At 31.0% G+C, this 21,220-nt stretch carries 21 protein-coding genes and 2 pseudogenes; 5 read left to right on the top strand and 18 right to left on the bottom strand.

What is annotated here, in order from left to right; all coding sequences use genetic code 11:
- The first annotated feature begins 721 nt into the window (after nt 1-721).
- The 5 genes from CELAL_RS18500 (at nt 722) to CELAL_RS18520 (ending at nt 7,628) form a co-directional block, all read left to right on the top strand.
- On the top strand, nt 722-1,612 hold the full coding sequence (locus CELAL_RS18500) for a hypothetical protein (RefSeq protein ID WP_013552420.1): 891 nt from the start codon (nt 722-724) through the stop codon (nt 1,610-1,612).
- A 94-nt stretch (nt 1,613-1,706) separates the two neighbouring features.
- Nucleotides 1,707-3,347 (top strand): PAAR-like protein, encoded by a 1,641-nt coding sequence (locus tag CELAL_RS21980; protein ID WP_013552421.1) that lies wholly within the window; start codon nt 1,707-1,709, stop codon nt 3,345-3,347.
- A 116-nt stretch (nt 3,348-3,463) separates the two neighbouring features.
- Entirely contained in the window at nt 3,464-3,733 is a 270-nt protein-coding gene (locus CELAL_RS18510) for a hypothetical protein (protein ID WP_169311412.1), read from the top strand.
- Nucleotides 3,734-3,793: 60 nt separating this feature from the next.
- The gene (locus CELAL_RS18515; RefSeq protein ID WP_013552423.1) at nt 3,794-6,643 is read left to right on the top strand and encodes a hypothetical protein; all 2,850 of its coding nucleotides are present in this window, start codon (nt 3,794-3,796) and stop codon (nt 6,641-6,643) included.
- A gap of 1 nt (nt 6,644) precedes the next feature.
- Nucleotides 6,645-7,628, top strand: coding sequence for a hypothetical protein (locus CELAL_RS18520; RefSeq protein WP_013552424.1), 984 nt, complete (start codon nt 6,645-6,647; stop codon nt 7,626-7,628).
- Between the two features lie 396 nt (nt 7,629-8,024).
- On the opposite strand, the gene CELAL_RS21985 is transcribed toward CELAL_RS18520, so the two are convergent.
- The 18 genes and pseudogenes from CELAL_RS21985 to CELAL_RS22750 all read right to left on the bottom strand — a co-directional run bounded on the left by CELAL_RS21985 (nt 8,025) and on the right by CELAL_RS22750 (nt 21,189).
- Entirely contained in the window at nt 8,025-8,306 is a 282-nt protein-coding gene (locus CELAL_RS21985; RefSeq protein WP_262481815.1) for a DDE-type integrase/transposase/recombinase, read from the bottom strand.
- A 295-nt stretch (nt 8,307-8,601) separates the two neighbouring features.
- Nucleotides 8,602-8,778 (bottom strand): transposase, encoded by a 177-nt coding sequence (locus tag CELAL_RS22220; RefSeq protein ID WP_148229708.1) that lies wholly within the window; start codon nt 8,776-8,778, stop codon nt 8,602-8,604.
- Between the two features lie 553 nt (nt 8,779-9,331).
- Complete coding sequence (locus tag CELAL_RS18535; RefSeq protein ID WP_013552425.1) at nt 9,332-11,143, bottom strand: type VI secretion system Vgr family protein; 1,812 nt, start codon at nt 11,141-11,143, stop codon at nt 9,332-9,334.
- Between the two features lie 845 nt (nt 11,144-11,988).
- Nucleotides 11,989-12,342, bottom strand: coding sequence for a hypothetical protein (locus tag CELAL_RS18540; protein WP_013552426.1), 354 nt, complete (start codon nt 12,340-12,342; stop codon nt 11,989-11,991).
- 325 nt (nt 12,343-12,667) lie between these two features.
- Nucleotides 12,668-12,850 (bottom strand): annotated as a pseudogene (locus CELAL_RS21990) (RHS repeat-associated core domain-containing protein); the annotation flags it as partial.
- A gap of 485 nt (nt 12,851-13,335) precedes the next feature.
- The gene (locus tag CELAL_RS22420; RefSeq protein ID WP_013552427.1) at nt 13,336-13,476 is read right to left on the bottom strand and encodes a hypothetical protein; all 141 of its coding nucleotides are present in this window, start codon (nt 13,474-13,476) and stop codon (nt 13,336-13,338) included.
- A 17-nt stretch (nt 13,477-13,493) separates the two neighbouring features.
- Nucleotides 13,494-14,123: a hypothetical protein gene (locus CELAL_RS18545; protein ID WP_013552428.1), complete on the bottom strand. Its 630-nt coding sequence runs from the start codon at nt 14,121-14,123 to the stop codon at nt 13,494-13,496.
- Nucleotides 14,124-14,215: 92 nt separating this feature from the next.
- Nucleotides 14,216-14,995, bottom strand: a complete 780-nt coding sequence (locus tag CELAL_RS18550; RefSeq protein WP_013552429.1) for a hypothetical protein — start codon at nt 14,993-14,995, stop codon at nt 14,216-14,218.
- On the bottom strand, nt 14,995-15,537 hold the full coding sequence (locus tag CELAL_RS18555) for an RHS repeat-associated core domain-containing protein (RefSeq protein ID WP_041557812.1): 543 nt from the start codon (nt 15,535-15,537) through the stop codon (nt 14,995-14,997). The genes CELAL_RS18550 and CELAL_RS18555 overlap by 1 nt, the downstream gene beginning before the upstream one ends.
- A gap of 330 nt (nt 15,538-15,867) precedes the next feature.
- On the bottom strand, nt 15,868-16,299 hold the full coding sequence (locus CELAL_RS18560) for a hypothetical protein (RefSeq protein ID WP_013552430.1): 432 nt from the start codon (nt 16,297-16,299) through the stop codon (nt 15,868-15,870).
- A gap of 10 nt (nt 16,300-16,309) precedes the next feature.
- Nucleotides 16,310-16,729, bottom strand: a complete 420-nt coding sequence (locus CELAL_RS18565; protein ID WP_148229710.1) for an RHS repeat-associated core domain-containing protein — start codon at nt 16,727-16,729, stop codon at nt 16,310-16,312.
- Between the two features lie 264 nt (nt 16,730-16,993).
- A complete protein-coding gene (locus CELAL_RS18570; protein WP_013552431.1) occupies nt 16,994-17,593 on the bottom strand; it encodes a hypothetical protein in 600 nt (199 codons plus the stop codon).
- A complete protein-coding gene (locus CELAL_RS21665; protein ID WP_013552432.1) occupies nt 17,584-18,435 on the bottom strand; it encodes an RHS repeat domain-containing protein in 852 nt (283 codons plus the stop codon). The genes CELAL_RS18570 and CELAL_RS21665 overlap by 10 nt, the downstream gene beginning before the upstream one ends.
- 341 nt (nt 18,436-18,776) lie before the next feature.
- Nucleotides 18,777-19,163: a hypothetical protein gene (locus CELAL_RS18580; RefSeq protein ID WP_013552433.1), complete on the bottom strand. Its 387-nt coding sequence runs from the start codon at nt 19,161-19,163 to the stop codon at nt 18,777-18,779.
- A pseudogene (locus CELAL_RS21995) lies at nt 19,135-19,560 on the bottom strand (RHS repeat-associated core domain-containing protein); the annotation flags it as partial. The pseudogene CELAL_RS21995 and the gene CELAL_RS18580, both read right to left, overlap by 29 nt.
- Nucleotides 19,561-19,945: 385 nt before the next feature.
- Nucleotides 19,946-20,494, bottom strand: coding sequence for a DUF4303 domain-containing protein (locus CELAL_RS18585; protein WP_169311413.1), 549 nt, complete (start codon nt 20,492-20,494; stop codon nt 19,946-19,948).
- A gap of 25 nt (nt 20,495-20,519) precedes the next feature.
- On the bottom strand, nt 20,520-20,849 hold the full coding sequence (locus CELAL_RS18590; RefSeq protein WP_041557814.1) for a hypothetical protein: 330 nt from the start codon (nt 20,847-20,849) through the stop codon (nt 20,520-20,522).
- 211 nt (nt 20,850-21,060) lie between these two features.
- Nucleotides 21,061-21,189: a hypothetical protein gene (locus tag CELAL_RS22750; RefSeq protein WP_262481816.1), complete on the bottom strand. Its 129-nt coding sequence runs from the start codon at nt 21,187-21,189 to the stop codon at nt 21,061-21,063.
- Nucleotides 21,190-21,220: the final 31 nt, after the last annotated feature.

A 21,220-nucleotide genomic window follows, 5' to 3' on the forward strand; every position in this document is an offset into this window, starting at 1 on the left:
TTAAAAAATTAAATATACTGAAAATATATTCTCGACTATTGTCCGTTTGCAAGTAATAGCTTTTAATTCTGTGAAAACAATCTTGTTACTATTAGGTGTTTTATGATGTATTCTAAAGTTAGTGATTCTAGACTATTTCTAAGCAATAGCATTCTTAATAGGATAATCCTGTTTAGTGTATACTTTTATCTAATATTCAGGGACCAAAAAACAATTTATACAGCGGCTGGATTATGAAATTTATCTTCATAATGATTATTTTATTTTTTTTTGCAGAACGTACTAAACACAGTATAAAAGATCATATAAAGCCTATGCACATCTAATCTTTTACTTAAAATTCACTTAAAAGTTATACTAGTTCACTTAAGTTTTATCACGTTTTTAGCAGTTGTAAAATAACTACTTCTATACGGCAAAATTTGAACATAATACTCAGTACTAATCTGGATTTTAAAGTCTTTATTAAATTTAAACTTACAACACTTTATCGAAAAAAAAGCGAAAATCATCTATATGTAAAATATTTATGTATTTTTAATTTTCAAAAGATGTTTTAAAAGGCCAAACAATAATTTTGATTTTGAAAACGTTGGCTTATTTTAAGAAGTTATAATCTCAAATACAACTTATTCGTACTGGAGAAAATTTTAGAGTTGATGAATGGCTAAAGTTTTACGAGTAAAATAAATACGCATTAGGTAAAAAGAAAATTGAAGTTATGAGTAATGAATATTATGAAGAAGTTCAATCTAAGAGTTCTTCATCTTATATACAGTTTACACCGAAAAGTTTATCAAGAACTTATGGAGTGATTTTAAAATTTGAAGATGAGAAAGTTAAACAATTTCAAGTGCACTTTGAAATTGAAGTTATTTGTATGGAACAGTTAAATCTTAAAGAATACAAATTTGAAATTTTTAAAAAGCAAGTCTATTTTAACCAAAAAGCTCCTGAAACCGTTATAGATGAGTTAGCAGAACGTTGCGGAAACACTGTTTATCCTTTACAATTAAAAATTAATCGAATTGGTCAGGCTCTTGAAATTCTCAATCATGATGATATCAAGACTCGTTGGAAGAAAGAAAAATTAAATTTGACACAATGTTACTCAGGTAATCCATATGATAAAATGATTGATAGTATGGATAAAATATTAGATAACCCAAGGGAGACGGAGCATATTTTACTAGAACATGATTGGTTTATAAAACTATTTTTTGCTCCAATATATGATTTTAATGGATCCTTAAAAGTAGATCAAGTTTTTTCTTTGCCATTAATTCCATATAAGTTACCTGTAAAATATCAAATAATACAATCGATTAAAAATCATCCTACTAGAGGTGGCGTCATACAAATTACAAGGAAAGGAAATTGCATAGATACGCGTAGTGAAAATGATATCAAAAAAGGAAATATAATTTCAATTACAAAAGATAAAAAATTAACGATGGGTACTGTTAATTTAGAATATCTTCTTTATAAAAATTCTCCAATGGTAGATTCTATAGTAGGAGAGTGTACTTTGAATTTTGCTTCTAATAATTATAAAAAATTAAAAATTGAAATTTATAATTTAAAAGAAAAATTACCAAAGCCTCGAATTTAAAACAATTCAAAGGGGATACCAAAAATTAAAAAGCTTCTAAACATAATTATCCCTATTAACAATAGGTATTAGAACTTTGAATAATTAAATAGTTATGAGTACAGGTCATGTAGTAGTAGACGGCGCAATTTGTAAATGTCAGTTTGGAGATGTACCAGATGTTCTTGTTGTGCAATCACAGCAAAAAGGATATATTAATGATAATGCCGCTAAAAAACTAATAGCCAATACAATGGATTTAGGTAGCCCATTTAAGGCTAAAACGTTTGGACAGTGTAAACTACAGCCTATGGGTAGTAGTTTTAAGCCTTGTATGCCTATGATAACACAATGGCAAGAGTTCTATGATAAAGTTATACTATCTAATCAAGGGCAAATTTTAACTGAAAAAAGCAAGGCAACCTGTGCTATTGCTGGAGCTCCATGTGTTGAGTTTACATGGCATGGACAAACTGCTGAGGGAGGTGGTGTTGGCAATACAGAGGAAGAAGCAGATGAAGAAATACAAAGCCAATTAAATCCGTTGGTAAATCCTAATGAAGAACCATTTTTGGCACAAGAATTAAATGGTGGCTCTTTCGATGATACAGGAAAACCAATAGAAAAACGAAAGATAAATGTTCAGATAGAAACTATTAAGACAACTTTTGTCCCTTTAGGGATAGCTGACTTTGATGGAAATGAGGAAAATGAATATTTAAAGTTTAAAATAAAAATATCAGAAAACTCTGCTGATAAGATGAAAATTAAAGTTTTTCAAGACGGAGAACCATATTATAATAATGACATTAAGGAAAGTTCAATGTTAAGTCTTGGTGAGCACGAATGGGAATGGGATGGATTTGGGGATTATGGCGATTATGATAGCAAATCGTTTAAAGATAAAGATATTGCAGTTGAAGTTACAGTTTGGTTAGATGGTCAAGAAAAATCACATAGAATTAGTCTTGAAAAGAAAAAATCAATTGGAAAGGAATGGGTAGATGTTTCCATTCAAAGGAATATTAAAGAAATGATTGTTACTTTACGTGTTAATTTAAGAGACGGTGGAGAAAAAGGACTTAATAGCGCTTCTAAAATTCCATTACAAGCAATTTCAAATTATGGAGAACAGCCAATTACTTCTCGTGAAGTCTCTTTTGAGAAATTGAAAAATGAAGTTGTAAAAGGAATTAATAAGCATTGGAGTAGAGATAAAACTAATTCAAATCAAGTTTCATTAAAAGGAGAGTTATGGAATATCAAAACGATAGCAGAAATTTCTAAAAATGGAATGGTAGCTCCAGAAATAATTTTTATTACTAATTCAAAAGTTAAAAGATCAAGAAATTTTATACTATCAAGGAAATTGTACTATCAAATTGGATATAATTACAATAAGCCATGGACGAACTTTCCAGTTAATCATCCAGTTTTTATAAATAAAGGGTGGAGTTTTGATAGCAAATCAACAATTGCTTTAGACTTCCAATTTACATCTGCCCATGAAATAGGCCATGAGTTATTAACCGAATACGGTGGTGGTTTTGGTCATTCATATAATCATAAAAATACTTCTACAACTTTAAGTCAAGAAACGTTGAGCTCGCAAGGCAATTTTCCAACAAATGGAGAAATAGATTTAATGAAATATTATAAAAATTATCCAAAATCGAAATTAGATGTTGATAGAGTTGTAGCATCAGAAGATGATTTAAAGGGTTTAATCTGGTTATCAAAAATTATAATAGAATGAATGTAGCCTTGAAAATTAAGTTTTTGTTCTTTTTATTGTTTGTTTGTATTAGTTGTAGTACTTATACAATTTTACCTGAAGTAGTATTGCATATAAATAATATTAAAAATAAACCATTGTCAGAAGTGGAAATTGGGGGTTACAATCCATATGACTCTACTTATGCAAGCTATAACAAATCTGATAGTATGGGAATTATTAAAATTAAAGGAATAAAATCAAAGCAAGCCTTTATACCATTTGCAGAAAAACCTAACTTTAAGAATCTAGAGTTTAATTTTGTTTTAAAAAAAGAAGGGTATAAAGATTATTCGCTTAAACTTTACCCAAATTCTGCCGATTTTCTTACAGATACTATTTATATGGAAAAATTAATTAAAGAATAATATTCTAAAGATTGATACAATTTTCTTGAAATTAAAATAAAAGTAATTCAAACAAAAATTATGGCATCTGAAAGTAAATTTATCATAACATCAAAGCACACATTTAATCCAGAAAATTATTTGGTAACTGTGGATGCTGGATCTGATTTAATTATTGAGATTAAAGACAAAGAGAAATATGATAAAAATATTTTAGATAATGTTGAATGGATTGCCCAGATGATTTGGAAAAAGCCAACATTTAAGAGAGAACATTTGCATGAAGGCCTTAAAGGTTCCAAAATATATTTTAATTTTCCAGAACCTTATGACGGTGGAGGTCTTGCCTGGATAGAACCCGTTTTTCCGGGAGAAGAACCAACAAATACTGCTCCAAATGGTTATTTTATAAATAGTAAAGGATTACCAAGGGGTATAGCAAAGATTGAATGGAGAGAATATCAGGAGGATGGCTTAGGTAAACTAATAGATTCTTCAGAAAAAAAGTTTGGTGAAGCAGTGCAATTACATGTATATACAAGAGGGTTGTATGGGCATAACATTAAGGTTAAGTTAAGGGATTACAATAACTATGATTATGATTTAAACTTTGAAGAGGCAGAAAAACCAGAGGTATTCTTTAAAGAGATTACGAGTGAAGTAAGACTTTTCAAAGATGTAACGAATACTTCTGCTAAAGTACAGAAAGCAATTATAAATATTCAAATAGAACCTCGGTGGGACTATGCTGGAAATTATTTAAAAATAGGAACTCTTGTGACTTCTGAACTTTCCAAACCTTTTGATTCAGTATCTGGTGATCATGAAGTTTATCTCAGAGTTAGACAACCTGAACCAAATGAAGAAATAAAGCCTAGTCCGCTCGCTAAATCAGGTAACAAACCTACTGTAATTGAGAATATACCAACAGATCCTGCGGAATATCATCCATGTCGATATGAAAAAATTACAGTGGACTGTAAAAAAGAAAGATGGGACGCACCTTTTGACATTTATAGTAAAACCGACACAAGTGTAAATGGAGAAATACATATACCTATTGTTGTTGGAGTTGATAAAAATAGAAAATCATTAAAATTTATAATAGAAAAATTAAAGACTGATGATTGTATTTATAATAAAACTAAGGAGTCTCATGAATTTGTTGCTATAAATGATATAAATATAAGGAACACTATAAAATCATATAATGGCAACTCTGAAAAATTGACTAATCCAGAATCTAAGAGTACACTAACACTAACTAATGGAATATCAAAAATTTCAGTAGGAGATGCATGGTCAATTGTTCAAAAAAGTAGACCACCAATTATAATTACTTCAGATTATGAAAATTTTGAATTAGAATTAGTATATGATTATTCGCGAGGTGGTACTTCTTATTTACTAACTGGTTTTGCAGAAACTTTGATACCAACTTTGACAAGCAATATACAAAAATACTTTTTATCTTTTAATAGCTGTGCCATAAAAAGAAATATTGTGATTGAGGTATATCCAGACACGAAAAGCACATTACAGCTAGGATTTAACTATTCCAAAAGTAAATTTAATGATCTTACTAATATCTACCATAAAACGTGGGAGTTAAAAAAAATTGAAGCTGAAGAAGAACGGGCTAAGTTAAAACCTGTAATTGAAAGTGCTAAATATTATAATGTACCGGATGAAGCAAATCGAAAAGATAAAGAGCAAGAAGATATAATTAATGTGGCTGATAATAACTTATCTTTAGTAGCTAAAACTAAAAATAAAGCAAAAGAACTTTCTGCAAAAAATGCGCTAAAAAATGAATTAATTAGTTGCGATTTTGCAATGATGGCTGAATTTGATTTAGAGGGTAAAATTGATTTAAGTAGTGAAGCGGAAGAAGTTGTTGATTTTATAAAAACTTTAGTAAAATTAAAAGATAAAATTGAAGGTATATTTAATGGGAAAGATTCGGATACTAACAAAAAAGCACCTAAAGATGAGGGAAAATTATCAGATAGATTAAAAAGTTTAGATGATATTTTATCAAAAAAAAAGAAATCAAAAAAAGCCAAAAAAAAATACTCATTTAATTTTATCCCACCTTCAATAGCATTATCAGTTAGTTTAAGTGCTAAACAACCCGAAGACGTGATTATTCCAACCGTGGGTACTGAAATAAAAGCAGTTTTAGACTTTAATCCTCTCTTTGGTTTCGAAATAACTTACGATATTTATGCATTATTATATAAAATAAAGCACCCTGCGGTTTTAGCTGTAGTTGCTACTCTAGATGTTTTAGATGATGTATTAGGAGATAATTTCGATATTGATATTGATTTAGTAATCACTTCTAAAATTGACATCAAATTACAAGGTATTATCAATACTGCTAGTGAAGACAATATGATACAAAAAACGGGTACTGATGCTAAGGTCGGTGGTAGTATTGCTGGAGTTTTAACAGCAAAAACTCAAGTTAATGGGTCTACTAATATCTTAGGTTTTGGTCAATATGATGCATATGCAGAGTTAAGTGGTACAGGTCAAATAGGAATAGGAATAGATTTTATAATTAAAGCAGATAAAACCGGAATATATTTAGAACCCATTTTTAAATTTGATGGACTAATTTTTAAAGGCACCGCCAAATTTGGTGTTTCTAAAGCGGAAACTGAAAAAGCGGATACAAAGAAAAAGGCTTCTCTAGATAAATATAAAAAAGCAAAACAGATAATAAACGGTACTTCTGAAGAAGACTGGAAAGGAGCTGATAGAGAACTTGAAACTAGAGGTGTAAAAATTGCAGAAACAAAAGCCCAGTCAGGTATCCATTATAAAGTTGAAGGAGAAATGATAGTTCTAGAAAAAGGACAATGGCCCAAAGAGGGAGAACCTAGCCCTTATCGTTGGTATATGAAAAAATTTAATACAAATTAAAATGAAAAAGAAGCTATTACTGATTAGTTTACTATTTACTCTTGTAAGTTGCGGGCAAAAAACAAATGATAATGTAGTAAAAAATAAATCACGCATGGATAATAACGATATATTAGATAATGATCCCAATTTAAAAAAATTAAAAAATTACAAATATGAACCTGAGTATCAAATAGAGGTTGAAAGTTATTATTCTTATGAAATTAGAGTAAATGATATGCCTTTGGCAGTCCAAAGTCCACCATTTACAAAAAGCATGCTTTTTTTGGCTAATTCATCTATTTTACAAAGCGGAATACAATCTCTAACCATTACTATTAAACCACGTTATAATAGCGAAGAGACTGAACAAAAAGAGTTTCTTGAAGATCCCGAGCATATAGATTTTAAATTAAAAGTTCAAAAAACTGCTTGGGTTAATGGCATATTAGAAGAGCCTGAAATTATATTGACATATAAATTATCTGACGAAAAAATTAAGGATATTACAGAGCAAAAAAAAATCCATAAAGAGTTATCATTTAATGCCACTGTACCCTTCAAACTGAAAGGCTGGACTAATAGTAAAGTGTTTGACCTTAAAGATAGCATTGCTTTAGAAAAAAAAGTATTTCAAAAATATGCAGAGTACAGACAATTAATGTTAGACCGCAAGGGAGATGTTATCATAAGAAGTTCGCTAAATCAGAGATATGAGCTTATGCAGAGCTTTTATTTTAAAAGAGAGAAAGTAATACAAAATAGAAAGAAATATTTAAAGGAATTCTCTAATGAAAACTTTACAATGGCTGAGATATTAGACTATAAACTTGTATTTTATGGAAATAATAGAGTATTAGGTTTAGTATTTAACGATGAAATTGAGCAAGGTCAGTCTTGTTTAAATCAAATTACTGTTGATGAGAATGATAATTTAAATCTGTCATATATAAAATACTTAGTTCATCTGCCTGAGGGAAGTACAGAATTAGAACAAATTCGATAAATTACCGTAGTTTCCATTATAAAGTATAAAAAAATAGCTGAGTTTTAAAACTCAGCTATTTTTTTATCTCGTCCTGATGTAGGCTTCCCCTTTTTAGGACACCTCTAATTTCGATAAATAATTATTATTCATGCCCAGATTTGATGAAGAATTTAAATTCTTGATCAAATCTGGGCATGAATTCTTTAGGAGATGTATTGCCTAATGATTTATGAGGATGGTTAAAATTGTAATCCTCCCTCTAGTTATCGCTTATCTTTTGAAGTTGATAAATGTCATTGAAATAATAAGCATCTAATCTATCCTACCTAAAGAAACGATTAAAACGTTCTATATATCCGTTTTACATTGGCTTTCCCGGTTGTGTATATTTAATTTTTATAAAGTTCTTTTAAATTAGTTCATAAAAGTCTTGGAGGTAAACTCCGGACTATTATCGCACCTCATATATTTAGGTGTTCCTATTTCGTCTTTTAAATTATCCAATGTTTCGATTACGGCTCTCGCTGGATAAGAAAGTCCTGCATCTATTGCTAGAACTTCACGGTTACAATCATCCAGAACATTAAATACACACAACTTTCTACCATCAGTAAGGGCATCGCTCATAAAATCCATACTCCAACACTCATTTAATGTTAAAGGTGTTTCTAAAGGTTGTTTTATACTTTTAACCAAACGTTTTTTATGCTTTGGGCGTAGACAGAGTGTTTCATCTCACGGTACACACGTAACACTCGTTTTCTGTTTCATTTTGAGCCTTCATGACGGATCTTGTAATAATATTCATCAAAACCTTTAGTTAGGTATGATTCCGCTAATGCTGTTAGCTTATCAATAACCGCGCTATCATCTTTCTTACTTTGGTAATACCACATCGACCTACTCAGGCCTACAACTTTACAGGCACGGAGGATAGGAACTACAAACGTTTTGATAAGATATTTTACACGAACTCTCTTGTCGGAAGGCTTTAGAATTTTTTTGACAATAAGTCCTTTAGCATTTTATTATCAAGACTCACATCGGCATACATCTGTTTGAGCTTATTGTTTTCTTCTTCAAGCTCTTCTAAACGCTTAAGTTGCTGTTGTTCCATGCCTCCGTACTTCTTACGCCTATAGTAGAAAGTGCTTTTATCAATCCCTATTCTCTAGATAAATTACCTACGCATCTTCCTTGTTCGTTCTCCTTAAGAGCATTAATAATCTGGCTCTCGCTAAATTTGCTGTTTTTCATCGTGACAGTTTGAATTTAAAGTTAGTAAATTCGAGTTATTATCTGTCCTATTTTTAGGGAAACCCATCGGTTACAGTACTGTTCTTATGAACATCAATAATAGTATGACTACAAAAAATGACCCGTATGAAAATGCAATTTCTTAAATAATTAAGGGAATATTGAAACAATAATTTTTAAATACATTATCAGTGTTTATGTCCACAAATTTTTAACTAAAAAATGTAAAGAAGTATCTAACCAAAAAAATCATAATTATCAAATAATATGTTAACTCATTACAAATTCATCAAAAAGATTAACTTTAAAGAGAACAGCATAGATCTAAAAAAAAGCTGAACAATGATATCATAATTCAACTTTAAATAATTATTCAATTCGTATAATAATTTTTATCGCCTATTTAATACTAGTCAAAATATAATATCAAATATAACCTAATACCATTACTAATATTATATACTTTAAAATAGTTTAACCTTTTCATTACTTTGAATATCCACAGACTTTTGAGAAAATAGCAGTAAATCTTTTGAAGTACTACTCATCTTTATTTCTTCAGAAATATTTTCTTGAGACTTTGAGCGTACAGTGATCGATTCATCAACAATCTCATTTTTGTTTTTTGCTTGAATGTTATAATTCTCAGAAGCACTTGCACTAACACTTTTACCTGCGAGTACAATTACATCTTCAATGGCGTCTAATTCTATATTTTTAGCAGATAATTTTATACTTTCTACCGCATTGATATTTACATTATTATTAGCATTAATGGTAACATCATTATTCACTGTATCAATCTGAAAGACATTTTCATGTTTATCCTTAATCGTAATCATCTCTCCACCATCCGTATCATTTAGTTCAATGATATGACCGCTGCGGGTCATGATGGCTTTTATATTGTTTTCAGCATCAGCAACACCACTTTTGGCACTGCTATTAAAGCCAGCACTCAATATATAGGGTTTCTCTGGGTTGTTGTTTTCAAAACCTACGAGTACCTCTTCGTCTAGCTCAGGAATAAAGTAAAAGCCTTTACCGCTACCGCCATATGGGGTATTCATTTTTATCCATGGGGTAGAGGTGCCCATTCTACGCTGCCAACCAAACTGTACTTTTATACGTCCTAAACCATCAGGATCATTATTGTCTAACACCACACCACGTTGTTCTTCTGCAGAAGGGGTTGCGAATACCGCACTGTAATGTGGGTGTTCTGTGCCTTCGGGTACGCCTTCAAAATGATTCTCATAATTACCACTATGATCAAAACGATGCGCTACTTTGGTAACCATATAGGATCCAAAAGCATCTCTACGTGTTTTATCAGAAAAACTAACGCCTTCAATGGTTAAATTATCGCCTACGCGCAAGCCTACAATTTCTGAAGATCCGTTGGCAATAATCATATTAGCGGCTTTAGATAAGGTATCTACTTTTGCTACGTGGTCTAAACCTTGTTGTCCGCTATATTCATTCTGGTTGTGATTCCAAGAGTAGTTTTCTTTCTTAGCAAATAAACCTTCTGATTCTCTTTTTACATTCCCTGCATACATATGTCCGCTTTGCGCACTATAGGATGATGAAACCGATTCTAGCTCACTATCATTGACCCAATCTTTAGAGGTAAAGCCGCTATTTTGGGACTGTAGGGTAGTGGAGAGGCCAAAGGTCTGAATATCTTGCCCGTATACCCCATTAAATTGTTTATCTCCCGTACGGCCTACACAAAAGGTTCTGCCGTTGTCATACATCCACACGCCATAACGTGCACACATACGTTGTAAGAAGGAAAAATCGGATTCGTTATATTGTACGGTATACGGCAAACGAATGTTGGTTCCGTTACCAATACTCATTTTCAAAAGATCTTTAGAATGCCCATTAAAAGTATCACTCACTACTTGGCTAAAAGAAGAACCTTCTTCATAGCTAAAGCATTGTACAGAGCGAGAGAGTAAAATACTAGCTCCTTGCCCTGAAAGTACAATAGCGCCCGAAGCGCCAATCCCTTTTTGTAGGGCTACCGATGTAATGATTCCCACATATTCTAATTCGCCATCATTAACTCCTATAGAAATCTTCTTTCCAGAATAGCTGATTGAATTATTCATTAAAGTTCCGCCATAGCCTTCGGTAGCATTGGTTTGAAATACCACACTAAAAGAGCTGTGCGTGCCCATAGACTGTTCTATAGAAACTTTATAACCAGATTTAGGAAGAAAACGTTCTCCATCGATAATAAGCACTGGGGTAATCATTTTAGGCATGGCAGTAGAATTTTAAAACGTTAATGTAAACACAATCGACGAGCTTAACAAAAATTATCTCCATAATTCGATGAGTTACCGAGTTAATTATAGATTATTAGCTATTAATCAAATATATTCACTTTAATGTAAATTATAATTAATATTAGAACGAGTAAAATCTGTAGTTATTATTAATGATTCTAAGGAGGAAAGTAATAACGATTAGAATTCTTTAAATTTTATACAATCAAAAAAAAAGAATAGAGTTGTTCAATTATTGAAGGGCTACAGCACATGAATAGGCCAATCTACTAGTATTTTTTAATATACACGGGATATCTACTGGTATATACACTAGTCTATGATAATGGAGTAGGAGTCTTCTGTTTGATTTTTTTGTAAACTTGCTAGGTACGGCACTCGTTAAAATGGACGCTAGTAGGGGAATAACCCCACAAAAAAAACACGATATTTATAGCTTTGGATTTTTAAACTTTTTTATTCTAATTCTATGCGCTTACTCCTAATCGGCACGAGCCAGAGCCATCGCGCTAGCTATTACAGCTTTTGCAGCAGTGTGGGAGACTTTTAATATTTTGGCAGTTCTTCTGCCTAGTTTTTTTTAGGACTTACTGCATAAGGTACTAGTTACAAACGAGCGCTAGCGGGAGAAAAAAAAATATTGTAAAAGAACTCATTGAAGCTTTTGTTTTTAAAGCAGATATACAAAGTAAACTTACCGCATAAAAAAAGCCACAACTTTCGTTGTGGTTTTTTACTTTTGTTTTCTTAATATGTATCGCTTACTCATACTGCTAGAAAGTTACAAACTTCGCAGAGCTGGCTTTGAGTTTTATCTAAATCTAGGATTGTAATTTTATCTTAATTCCAACTGAACTAATATAAAAAGGCTGATTAATCTCTTCAGCATTTATTTTAAATAACGTATAGCCTGATTCTATTGAAAAATCAATATTAACCTTTCTTCTTTCTTCTATGTCTGGAATACTAAATGTGGTTAAATCGGTGTCGGTTTTCCACTCATAATTACATTGAATAAAGAAGACATCTTCAAACGTGATTATAATATCATATCTATCTTCAAAACTTGTTTTTCCACCAATCATCAAATTCCCCTTCAATTCAATTATTTCAAAATCACACCAAGAATGAACTTTAAGAAAGCTATTAATTTCGTCGATTACAGTTTGTAGCATTTATTCGTTTTTAAGGACAGACACTTGGTTTTGACATGTGCGTATCTGCCGCAGCTTGAGCATTGAAATTTGGATTTACTTCTCCAAGTTTATTAAATTCCTTAAGAGTGCTTTCATTATGCCAAACACCGTTTTTACCTAAATAGTCCATCCCTAATCCTTGACCATTTATACCTAAACCTGGTCTTTTTCGTCCAACTCGAAAAATATCGCCCTCAGCATATGCTGGGTTTGCTGGATGTATTCAAACCTCGTATTTAACTCCTGATGGGTCTGTCCATTTCTGTTTAAAATTACTAGGTACGGAATCACCTGAGTTTATGCCTTATTGACCTAAACCTCCGCCTAGCAATGCCAAAGGATCATTTGATAAACCTAGAGGATCAATAAATGAATTACTATCAAATGTATAAGCATAAAAATTAGGATTACTTCCAGCAAGTCTAATCGGATCCTGAGATATATAAATCCCTTCATTGGGCGAGTAATACCTAAATCGATTATAATATAGCCCAGTCTTGCCAGCGCTTCATCTCGCTCCTCACTAAAATTGTCTACTAGACAAATTTTTAATGTTGGCCGCATATTGTCCTTGATAACGAAATGGGCAATCTGCCAATGAACCTATTACAAGTTTACGAACTTTTCCGTAAATATGTTATTTTGTTTGGCTAGTTTTTGACCTCTTAAGCTTGTGCTAGTTGGTGTTTGAAATAAAAAAGCTATCTAAATGTTCAGATAGCTTGTATTGTTATTTCTTACTCGGTATGGCACTCGTTGCAAACGAGCGCTATCACGGGTAAACGTTAATAGCTTTATTTAAAAACAAGGTTTTTGAGCAAGAAAAGCCATAATATTATTAAAATTGTAGTCTCCATTCTTTTCAATTTGAATATTATTCCAAAATTTTTACTTCATTACCATTTTCAGATTTTATGTGCTCTTCAATCTCTTGAAAAGTATATTTCTTCTTTGTTTTTACAGTTAAGTCAATTAGTTTAAATCTAAATCCTCATTGTAACCTGTTGGAATAACAGGAATCTTTACCATATTAGTGCTAAAAAGAGCATTATCAATGGTTGGGTTATTTAAGCCCAACCTTTTTCGCACCTTGAATAAATTGATTAATTCCATTGGAATTAAGCCACTTGTTAAAACTCTTCATTTTCCCATTTTTCGCCACGCTGTAAGCCAATGCCTTTTAAATGGTATTCGCAAAGATTATCCCAATAGCTTGGTTCAATTTTAGAAAAATCATTCCAATTATCAAATAATTTTTGATAAATACCGTAACCATTCCCATAGTTTGAAATTAAGTCCTTTAAGGGGTTATCTCCTAACCATTTTTCAATTAGAAAATGTACCAATTGGGTACTAGCATACACTTTTTGCTTTTTAAAATCTTTGTTAGATAAACTCTCTTTATCTGTTAAATATGATAATGATTTTTCAAAAAGTAGTTTAATTAAATCTTCCCGTTCTACATATAAAACATACTCATAAGCACCTTTTAGATGGTCTATCCATTTATCACTATTATGTCCATACGTCCAAAAAACTGCTGTACGTTCAAAATACTTCCAACATTCTTCGTTTTTTTTAAATAAAAGATTTTTCGCCTTTATATGTGTACAATTAGGATTACCATTTAATACAACATAAATTATATCTGAATGATTTTTAAGAGTATCTTTATCTGTGAAATTTTTATATTTCCTATTAAAATCATTATTACATAGATCATCATTTATTGCGTCTTTGTAACCATAATGCTTTATCAATTAATTTCTGCATGATTTATTTACACTTTAATTTAATGGAGCTTTTATCCATATTGATTTGAAGGAGTCTATTATTAAGTTTCCCTTTTGCTTTATTTCCAAAACTTTTCTAATTGAGAATATTCCCCAAACCAAAATTTAAAAGCTTCTTTGTTTATTCCGTCTTTTCCTAGCCAAAAATCTACTGGATAATTCCAATCGGAACTGTGTGTTTTTTTAGGAGCAGATGCAAAATTGGTATAATACTCAAGAAAGCCTTTATGCTCGTCCGTTTCTAAAATACTTGAATAACCTAAAGTTTCTAATAAAGCTTGTCTTTGCTCTGCATTTGACTTAAAACCTTTGATTTTGTCTATTTTTGATTGAAGCGTTTTTTTTACTGTATCTTTTTCATCTGCTTCTAAGAGAATAGTAAGAATTTCAGAAAAAATTCTAAAATCAGATTCAGTCGGTTGAGTTACTTTTAATTTATTTGCTTCTGATAAATAACAATAATAGTTTTGAATATCAGTGCCTATTAACCCTCCTATTTCCAAAAAACAACCTAGAATAAAATCTTTTCTGTAGTTTACTTGTTTAAGTGAAGCACAATATTTACAAGGCATTCGACTTATTACAAATTCCTTATCTTCATCGCTCATTTTATCAAATAATTGCTTATTTGGAGTTGAGTCTTCGCTTATAGTAAAAGAATGTTTGGGAAAACTTTGCATTATCGAAAATACTGCTAAACCACTTCTATGACTTAATTTATTATTACTAAAGCTGGATAGAAATAGTGAAGTATATTTTGCTTTATCACTTTCTCTATATTCTATAAAAATTCGCTCAATTAGTTCATTGTGCGTTAGATTTTCTTTTTCCAAATTCATCATCCTTTACAACCTCCTTTAAATTTTAATTCATCTAAAGTTGGTAACTCACTAACTTTTTTGCCATTTAAAATATCATCTGCTGAGTTTAATCGAAGTTGACCTTTTGCTTTTCCTTGTTTAGCTTCAGATATACCATTAATTTTATTGCCTCTTGCTTTATCACTTCCTCTGCCTAGTAAATCATTTTCAGCAATACCTCTTTGCTCAATACCTCTTACTGCATTTGGGTCAGTTCCAACGCCTGTCTTTCTTTGCATAGTATCTCCTTCTCCAAATCTTGCACCATCCGTTCCTGTTGTTTTAGAATGTCTATTAGCAACATCTTGCATAGAAGCATTGTCAGAAGCTCTACCGTGATAATAAGGAGTTCCATTATTTGATAAAACATAATTCCAATCTAAACCAAATGGGTCAATGATTGAATTAGTATCAGAGACGTAGGCGTATAAGTTATATTCTCTACTATTTAGCCCGATTGGGTCTTTTGATAGGTAGGTTCCCGTATCAGGCGAATAATACCTAAACCTATTATAATACAACCCCGTCTTTCCAGCGCTCCATCTCGCTCCTCACTAAAATTGTCTACTAGACAAGTTTTTAATGTTGGCCGCATATTGTCCTTGATATCTAAATGGGCAATCTGCCAAAGAACCTGTTACAAGTTTACGAACTTTTCCGTAAATATGTTATTTTGCTTAGCAAGTTTTTTACCTCTTTAGCTCGCGCCAGTTGGTGTATAAAAATACAAAAGCTATCTAAGTTTAGATAGCTTTCATTGTTGTTCTTAAAAGATACTAACGCTAGCGTGTGCTATTACCTTTCATTTCTAACCATTACAAATTTTCAAAACTCAAATAATTATAACTTTTTTATTCAGGATAATCTAAATCTTTTGAATAATCGACTTCTTCTTCTAACCAACCAATTTCATTACACCAATTTTTTATATCTGATAATAATTCCTTGGTGTTAATTTCTTTGAACTTGTATTTTTTTAAAGATTCTTCTAAATAATTATAAAAAGTATAACCTAAATCGTGACGTATTTCTGTCTTATACATCTTTTTATATTTTTCATAACTTGTGGCTATGTCTAAAGTCAAATAGGCATCATCTTTATCAAATCTTCTAAATGTTTTACGCCCAATTTCATCGGGTAAACATCTAAAAGCAAAACCGATTGTATTTGGTTCTTTAATATTTTTATATTTCTCATTTATTTTATCCCAAACAACTTCAAGTTCATCTCTTAATTCAATAATATAATCAAGGTATGTATCGCAAACTATGGATATTCTCATAATAATTCTTTTAATGACAAGCTTTATTTCCTGGTGGTAAAAATCCTTTCCAAGCGAGGTAGCCCTTTAACTTCATTCTTTCAAGAGCTTGTAATGCTTTTTTAGCACCTTTATCTAGGCCCATTTTATCTAGCCATTTTCCTGAATATCTTGTTAATGAATTTTTTGTTTCTCCTATTTTCCATAAATCCCCTTTTTTCAAAAACATTTCTCCAATTGGCTGTTTCTTACCCCATTCCATAACTGGATACCAACCATCTTTTTTTGCCAATAAAGCGTATAGTTCTTTTAATTCAAAAGGGTCAATAAATGAGTTAGAATCGTGTACGTATGCGTATATATTTGGATTGGTACTTTCTAGACCTAAAGGGTCTTGGGAAATATACATCCCACTATCAGGTGAATAATACCTAAATCTATTGTAGTACAACCCCGTCTTTCCAGCGCTCCATCTCGCTCCTCACTAAAATTGTCTATTAGACAATTTTTTAACGTTTGGCCGCATACTGCCCATGATAACGGAAAGGGCAATCTGCCAAAGAACTCGTTACAAGTTTACGTACTTTTCCGTAAATATTTTATTTTGTTTGGCTAGTTTTTGACCTCTTTACCTTGTGCTAGTTGGTGTTTGAACAGAAAAAGCAACCAAAATGGTTGCTTTTAAGAATATTATTAAAACCCATTTCATACCGCATTACATTTGAGCAATATTAAAACTATATTTTTCATCTTCTCTTGGATCTTTAAAACCATCAAAATTTTCAACTTCATTTAATTCAAATAAAAAACCAAAATTAGCTTCAGGATATTCCAGTTTTTCTTTACGCTTATATCCTTTTATATTTACTAAGTATTTTCCTTTGGGAATGTTAAATCTAAATGAAGAATAAAGTGTCTCATCATCTAACGTCTCATAAGAATTAAAATCTTTAGAACTATCATAATCTTCCATACACCAAGTATGTAAGTTACTTAAAGAGCCTATCCATAAATTATTATCATCTTCTATTTCAATATTAAAATTATTAATTTCAAATAATTCAATCCAATCATCATTAAACTTTTCATTCAGTTTAATAAGATACTCTATTGAGTCAATTGGCAATATGGGTAACCAAACGCCCTCTTTAAGAGATTCTATATAATTTTTTTGATTCTTTTGAAAATAATTGAGAAATTTTTTACTTTTATTTTTATTCTTTTTAAAAAAAGAAACTACTTTTTGGGGTGATAATAGATAAATCCCATAATCACTTACTTCCAGTTTTCTCTCTTTTATATCATCTATTTGCATGGTATTTTTCCTTTTTTATGTAAATCCTGTAACTTTTCTATTCCTTCAAGTGGAGTTACGTTTTTAAGTAACTTGTTGTCAGTCCCTGGTATTTTCATAAACCCTTTAGTATCTATATCTTTATATGCTTTTTTAGCTGCTTCAAAAAACTCATCAGATGTTCCTTTAAATTTTGAACCATGAAAAGGGATTCCTTCATTTATTAAATTCCTATGCATTTGTTTATGTAAATCTGCTGTTCCAGCTCCATTATTTGGATACCAAGCTAAAGCATTATTAGGAGAAAGTTCACCAATCCCAAGGCTTTTCGCGATACTTCTTGGCATTAAATGATGCCCCATTCCAGAACCTAATAAATCTGAATATAATCCAAATTTATCTATATAAGCGTTAGAATCACTAACATAGCTATACATATTCGGCATTCCACCTGCCAATCCAATTGGGTCTTGACTTATATAAGTACCGCTATCAGGAGAATAGTATCTAAAACGGTTATAGCACAACCCAGTTTCTATATCCTCGTACTGTCCTTGATACCTAAAAGGGCAATCAGCCAATGAACCTGTTACAAGTTTACGTACTTTTCCGTAAATATCATATTCAACTTGCCAAGTTTTTTCACCTTTACTATCATACATTTCTACAGGTGTCCCTAAGTAATCTGTAATAATAGAGTAGGTGTTTTCTTGTGTAATTTTAGCTAAAGGTTTAAAGGTGTTTTCTTCAAAAAACCATGTAATTAAATTTTCAATGGGTTCTGGCTTGCTTGTGCTCAGTAACCCAAATTCATCAACAACTAATTCAGGTCTGTTTTTTAGTTGGTAGTTCCATTCATGCAAGGGTACATTGCCATCCCAAATAAAACGGGTAATTGTACCTTGACTGCCAAATTTAGGTTGATCAATTTTTGCGGTTCGCCTGCCTAGTTTTTTAGGACTTACTACATAAGGTACTAGTTACAAACGAGCGCTAGAAGGAGAAAATATCGATCAAGAATAAAAACTAGAATAACTAAAAATCAGAAAGATACAATTTGAAAACTCCTTAACTTAATGACATTGAATGAGCGTTAGCGGGGCTCTAAAAACGAAGTTATTGAGCAGAAAAAAAAGTATTTTTTAAAACCGTGCCTCATTATTTTTAAATGTAATTATAAAGTTACAAATTTCGTAGAGCTGGATTACCATATGATTTCACTTGATATTTGTCTTATTTTCTGATAAATATTTGTTAAATCCTCTATGTCAGATATGTTGGATATTTTATAATTATCACTGTCATTGTAGTGACAATAAAATAAAAAGAGAATATGCTGAAAAAAGAGAGTTACTTTTTTCAATAACTCTATATAGAACTCGGTTTTTCCATTTTCTTTATATTTAAGATTTAGTAAATATAAATCATTTATAATTTTGTCAAAATCAACCGTATCAAAAGTGTTCAACTTATCTAACTTGAAGATAAATGATTCTTTTCCTCTTGTAGAAACTTTCTTATTAATATCAATTTCTAATTGTTCGAAATTTGTTTTCATTATTTTATTTACAAGTTCTTCCTTTAATTGCATCTCCAATTTTATTTCCATCTAAATCAAAAACTCCTTTGTGTTTTTTAGATTTATTGTAGACTTCTATCTCATCTAAATGTAATGTGTCTAAATGGAATAAATCACCTTTCTTTAGCCAATCAAGTTTAGGCTTTCCTTTAATTTCAAAAACATCAGCTCCTTTAACTCGAAGTTTAGTTTTGCTAGATATTTCTCCAACAGATTTCCAAAATTCGCTACCAAAAAGGATTGGATTTCCTGCTAATCCAAATGGATCAGTAAATACATTATTATCATGTGTATACCCATAAAAATTAGGATTGTTACCATTTAAACCAATCGGGTCTTGACTTATATAAGTTCCACTATCAGGTGAATAATACCTAAACCTATTATAATAGAGCCCAATTTCTACATCCTCGTATTGTCCTTAAAACCTTTGTACAGCAAAACTTTTGGAATAGGACCTATTTTTATACTTACGCCTTGTTTTATAATTTTATCCTCTTTAGGGTTTACTTTATCTATTTTAAATGGTGACAAAATTAATATAGCAATAGCTAAAGTTTTAATACTTTGTTTATGTGCTGCGGGGTTTTTGTATTGTAACTATAAATTATATTATCCTACTAAAACTAAATAGGAATTTATCCAATAAAAAAACCACAACGTTTTAATTGTGGCTCTTTACTTTTTATCTTGTTTGCTTACTCGAAATCGGTACTAGTTACAAACTAGCACTAGCGGCGATTTTTCTTATCTGCTCATATAAGTTTTTAGCATTTGGAACTTATAATGAAAAATCATAAAGTATTCATCCAATTTAAATACTCTTCTGCATATTTATTATCATTTAGAGTTTTGACAATCTCTCTTTGTTTTGAACTTTCAAATTCATACTCAGTAACACCGAACGTAATAAAAATTTCTTTTCCAAGCTTTTCTTTGAAAAAACCTTCACTCTTCAATTTACTCAATACTTCAACACAAACATCATAAAAAGAAGTTTGAAATTTCAAGAATATTTTTTCCTCTTTTTTATTTTCAAATGAAATTAAATTAAAATGTTCTTTTAGTAACTTATTAATATCAGAAAATGTGTTTATATCTTTAGTAATAGAATAATCCCATTCTTCTAGAGAATATTTTGAATAATGATCTGAATCTTCTTCTTCATTATCTATTTTAGCTTTTTTCAAATACTCTAAAGTATTAGATTCAACAGATAAGGTTTCACAATTTTCATCACTATAAAGAGCGAAAGAATAAATATCTTTTTCTTTTTCAATAATTATTAAAAATGCATTTTTCACTGCAACTTCAATTTGTTCTCTAAGCTTTTCTAAATCCAATTTCATATTTTTTTTTATAGTTTTATCAAAAGAATATACCTTTATTCATTTTTTCTGCAAGTTCTCCCATAGTCTTTACAACATCTTTACTATTTGAAAGTTGATCATAAACATACTTTGCTGCTTTTTTTGTATGAGCTCCATCTCCATTAGCCGCTCTAGTAAAGTTTCGTATATCAGTATTTAAATCGACACCTGCTTTCTTAATAATATCTTGAGAATCAAGAATATATTTCCTGAATTTAGGAGCCCATGTAGAAGGAGCCATTTCTCTAACAATATGATGAAAATGGGGGTTTTTTATACCAACATCACTGAACATATCCATTAGTTTGTCTTTATCACCTTTTGACAATTTACATTCTGTTAGTCCAAAAGGATCAACCCAACTATTAGAATCATGTGTATATGCGTAAAAATTCGGGTTACTTCCAGCCAGACCAATCGGGTCTTGACTTATATAAGTTCCAGTATCAGGTGAATAATACCTAAACCTGTTATAATAGAGTCCCGTCTTTCCAGCGCTCCATCTCGCTCCTCACTAAAATTGTCTACTAGAAAATTTTTTAACGTTTGGCCGCATACTGCCCATGATAACGGAAAGGGCAATCTGCCAAAGAACCCGTTACAAGTTTACGAACTTTTCCGTAAATATCATATTCTACCTGCCACGTTTTTTCGCCTTTATTTGCCATGCGCCAGCTGGCAAAAAAAGCCACAATATTT

The sequence above is a fragment of the Cellulophaga algicola DSM 14237 genome (assembly GCF_000186265.1).
GTDB lineage: Bacteria > Bacteroidota > Bacteroidia > Flavobacteriales > Flavobacteriaceae > Cellulophaga > Cellulophaga algicola.

Bases quoted from the DNA above. Each gene is read 5' to 3' on its own strand.
- CELAL_RS18550 (WP_013552429.1), bottom strand. From the start codon at position 14,995: ATGAATTTGGAAAAAGAAAATCTAACGCACAATGAACTAATTGAGCGA.
- CELAL_RS18535 (WP_013552425.1), bottom strand. From the start codon at position 11,143: ATGCCTAAAATGATTACCCCAGTGCTTATTATCGATGGAGAACGTTTT.
- CELAL_RS18500 (WP_013552420.1), top strand. From the start codon at position 722: ATGAGTAATGAATATTATGAAGAAGTTCAATCTAAGAGTTCTTCATCT.
- CELAL_RS21980 (WP_013552421.1), top strand. From the start codon at position 1,707: ATGAGTACAGGTCATGTAGTAGTAGACGGCGCAATTTGTAAATGTCAG.
- CELAL_RS18515 (WP_013552423.1), top strand. From the start codon at position 3,794: ATGGCATCTGAAAGTAAATTTATCATAACATCAAAGCACACATTTAAT.
- CELAL_RS18560 (WP_013552430.1), bottom strand. From the start codon at position 16,299: ATGAGAATATCCATAGTTTGCGATACATACCTTGATTATATTATTGAA.
- CELAL_RS18520 (WP_013552424.1), top strand. From the start codon at position 6,645: ATGAAAAAGAAGCTATTACTGATTAGTTTACTATTTACTCTTGTAAGT.
- CELAL_RS18580 (WP_013552433.1), bottom strand. From the start codon at position 19,163: ATGCAATTAAAGGAAGAACTTGTAAATAAAATAATGAAAACAAATTTC.
- CELAL_RS18540 (WP_013552426.1), bottom strand. From the start codon at position 12,342: ATGCTACAAACTGTAATCGACGAAATTAATAGCTTTCTTAAAGTTCAT.
- CELAL_RS18570 (WP_013552431.1), bottom strand. From the start codon at position 17,593: ATGCAAATAGATGATATAAAAGAGAGAAAACTGGAAGTAAGTGATTAT.
- CELAL_RS22420 (WP_013552427.1), bottom strand. From the start codon at position 13,476: ATGGAATTAATCAATTTATTCAAGGTGCGAAAAAGGTTGGGCTTAAAT.
- CELAL_RS22750 (WP_262481816.1), bottom strand. From the start codon at position 21,189: ATGGCAAATAAAGGCGAAAAAACGTGGCAGGTAGAATATGATATTTAC.